The sequence below is a fragment of the Clavibacter lycopersici genome, from assembly GCF_003576405.1.
Classification (GTDB): domain Bacteria; phylum Actinomycetota; class Actinomycetes; order Actinomycetales; family Microbacteriaceae; genus Clavibacter; species Clavibacter lycopersici.
Map to the genome: position 1 here is coordinate 1 of NZ_QWGT01000287.1, position 3074 is coordinate 3074.

General features: G+C 73.8%; 3 protein-coding genes. 2 read left to right on the plus strand and 1 reads right to left on the minus strand.

The window, feature by feature from the left end:
- Positions 1-200 precede the first annotated feature (200 nt).
- A complete protein-coding gene (locus tag DZG00_RS17190; RefSeq protein WP_199689825.1) occupies positions 201-359 on the plus strand; it encodes a hypothetical protein in 159 nt (52 codons plus the stop codon).
- A gap of 24 nt (positions 360-383) precedes the next feature.
- Here DZG00_RS17190 and DZG00_RS13985 read toward each other — a convergent pair whose 3' ends face one another.
- Complete coding sequence (locus tag DZG00_RS13985; RefSeq protein WP_119455749.1) at positions 384-1313, minus strand: AEC family transporter; 930 nt, start codon at positions 1311-1313, stop codon at positions 384-386.
- Positions 1314-1563: 250 nt separating this feature from the next.
- On the opposite strand from DZG00_RS13985, the gene DZG00_RS13990 reads away from it, so the two are divergent.
- Positions 1564-3074, plus strand: a 1511-nt coding sequence (locus DZG00_RS13990) for a histidine-type phosphatase (protein ID WP_119455750.1), incomplete at its 3' end; no start/stop codon positions are given.

Sequence of the window (3074 nt, forward strand, 5' to 3'; positions counted from 1 at the left end):
GCGCCGCTGGTCGCGCGTGCGGCGGAGCGGCTCCGCGACGGGCGCTGACCGCCGCGACCGCTGCATCCGCCTCCCCCGCGCGGTATCCCCGCCTGGCCGCTCCCCGCCGCATCCGCCCCGATCCCGGTCGCGCGCGCCCGGACCTGGCAGGGTCGAGAGGCGGGGGTCCACCGATCCGCGCAGATCCCCCGAGGAGCACCATGCCGCTGATCCGTTTCCTGTTCGTCGCCGTCCCCGTCGTCCGCCGCTTCCTGCGCAGCCGCCAGGGCAAGGCCGCGATGGCCAAGGGCAAGGCCCAGCTCGCCAAGCGCTCGCAGAAGCGCGCCGCCCAGCGCACCGCGACGACCCGCCGCCGCTAGATCCCGCCGCCGGATCCCGGGACGCTAGGTCCCGGGAGCCAGCAGCGCCGCGATCACCAGCAGCACCGGGATCGACGCGACCGTCGTGATCAGCACGGTGTCGCGCGCGAGCACCACGCCGCGCTCGTAGCGCGAGGCGAAGTTGAAGATGTTCTGCGCGGTGGGCAGGCCCGCGATGACGGTCGCCGCGAAGGTCTGGTCGGCGTCCAGGTGGAACGCGAACCGCGCGAGCAGGAACGCGGCGAGCGGCATGATCACCGTCTTGATCACCGAGGCCACGACGATCTCGCCGCGGCCGGATCCCGGCGCGAGCGGCTTCCGCCCCACGAGCGACATGCCGAACGCCATCAGCACGATGGGGATCGCCGCGCCGCCGATCAGCCGGAACGGCTCGTAGACCGCGTCCGGCACCTGCAGGCCGGTGATCGCGATGAGGATGCCGAGCATCGACGCGATGATCATCGGGTTCCGCAGCGGCTGCGTGAGGATCCCGACCACCGACGCGGATCCGCGGCTCGAGATGTCGAGGACCGTGAGCGTGGTCGGCGCGAGCACCAGAAGCTGCAGGAGCAGCACGGGCGCGACGAGCTGCGCGTCGCCGAGCACGTAGATCGCGACCGGCAGGCCGATGTTGTTGGCGTTGACGTAGCTCGCCGAGGCCGCGCCGATGGTGGTCTCGGCGACCGGCCGGCGGAAGAGGATCCGCGCCACCACCAGGTAGAGGATCGCCGCGACGGCCACCGCGGATGCCGACGCCAGCAGGAACGCCGAGAACACGACGTGCAGGTCGGCCTTCGCGAGCACCGTGAACAGCAGCGCGGGCGTCGCGACGAAGAACGCGACCCGGTTGAGGGAGTGCTGGGCGCCGGGACCCGCGATCCCGGAGCGGCCGACGCCGTAGCCCACGGCGATGATGAAGCCGATGATGGCGAAGCCGGTCAGCACCCCTCCCATGCGACTCCCCTCCGCGCGCGTCCTCCCACCCTACGGGCGGCCGGGGCCCCTCCCGTCCCGCGGTCGGCGCGTGACCGGCCCGCGAGCGACCGGCGGCCGGCCCGCGACCGGGCCGTGATCGGCGCCCCGCCCGTTCAGCGCCGGGACACCGCCGCGTCACGCGATCCGCCTAGCGTCGGCCCCGTCGCGTCCGCGACCGACCCGCACCCGCCGCGCGCATCCCGCGCCGCGCCCCCTTCACCAGGAACCCATGCGCCTCCGCACCCGCCGCCGCCTGTCCGCCTCCGTCGCGCTCGCGCTGGCCCTCGGGATCATCGCGGGCGGATCCGCCCTCCCGGCGCTCGCCGCGTCCGAGGCGGGGAGCTCGACCGGCAGCGCGGACCGCCACCACTACAGCAGCAAGACCCCGTACGCCCCGCGGGGCACCGCGGCCGACCTCGCGCCCGCGCCCGCCGGCTTCGCGCCCGTCTACACGGAGTCGGTCGCGCGCCACGGATCCCGCGCCCTGTCGAGCTTCAAGTACGACTCGCTCACCACGCAGGTGTGGGAGCAGGCGCGCTCCGAGGGCGCGCTCACGTCGCTCGGCGAGACGCTCGGCCCGGAGGTGGCGAAGCTCACCGCGGCCAACCGGAAGCTCGGCTACGGCAACCTCACCGGCCAGGGCGCTGACCAGCACCGCGGGATCGGTGCCCGCGTCGTCGAGCGGCTGCCGACGCTGTTCGCCGGCGTCGACGCGGGATCCGACACCGTCGCGCTCGAGAGCTCCGGCGAGGCGCGCGCCACCGCGTCGGGGAAGGCCTTCACGGAGGGTCTGAAGCGCGCGCATCCGCTCCTCGCGTCGCACCTGCCCGCGGACATCGCGAAGCGCCCCGACACCCTCTACTTCCACAAGTCGGCCGCGAACGCCGACTACCAGGCCTACGAGGACAGCGCCCAGGTGACGGACGCGGTCGACGCCATCCACGCCCAGCCGCGCAGCCATGAGGCCGCGCGCCGCCTGCTCGAGCGCATCTACACGCCCGCCTTCGTCGACCGACTCGCGGCCGGGCAGTACCGCTTCGTGGACGGCGGCGACGGGGAGACCCACGTCGACGACGAGCTCGACGCCGCGATGATGCTCTACGACCTCTACATCATCGCGCCCGACATGACGGAGGAGGTCAGCGTCGACTTCGACCGCTACTTCGCGGGCGACGACGCGGACACCGAGTGGTTCGCCTACCTGCTCGACGCGGAGGACTTCTACTCGAAGGGCCCGGCGTTCCAGGGCAGCGACATCACCTACCGGATGGCGACGCCGCTGCTCGACGACTTCCTCGACTCGATGGACGCGCGGCTCGCCGGATCCTCCACCGCCGCGACCTTCCGCTTCGCGCACGCGGAGACGATCATCCCGTTCGCCGCGCTGATCGGCCTGCCCGGCTCGACGCAGCAGGTCACGCCCGAGGCGCCGTACACGTACGCGACGAACGCGTGGCGCGGCGAGACGGTCACGCCGATGGCCGCGAACGTGCAGTGGGACGTCTTCCGCGACGCGAGCGGCCGCGCCATCGTGCGCATGCTCTACGACGAGGAGGCGATCCCCTTCCGCGCCGGATGCACGCCCATCGCCCCGGGCTCCCTCTTCTACGACGTGGGCGAGGTGCGGCGCTGCCTCACGGGGGTCGCCGCCGCGGATCCCGGCACGACCTCCCCCGCGCCCGGCGCCGCGCTCCCCGGGTCGCCTTCCGAGCTCGCCGCCGCCGACGCCTCCGCCGCCCG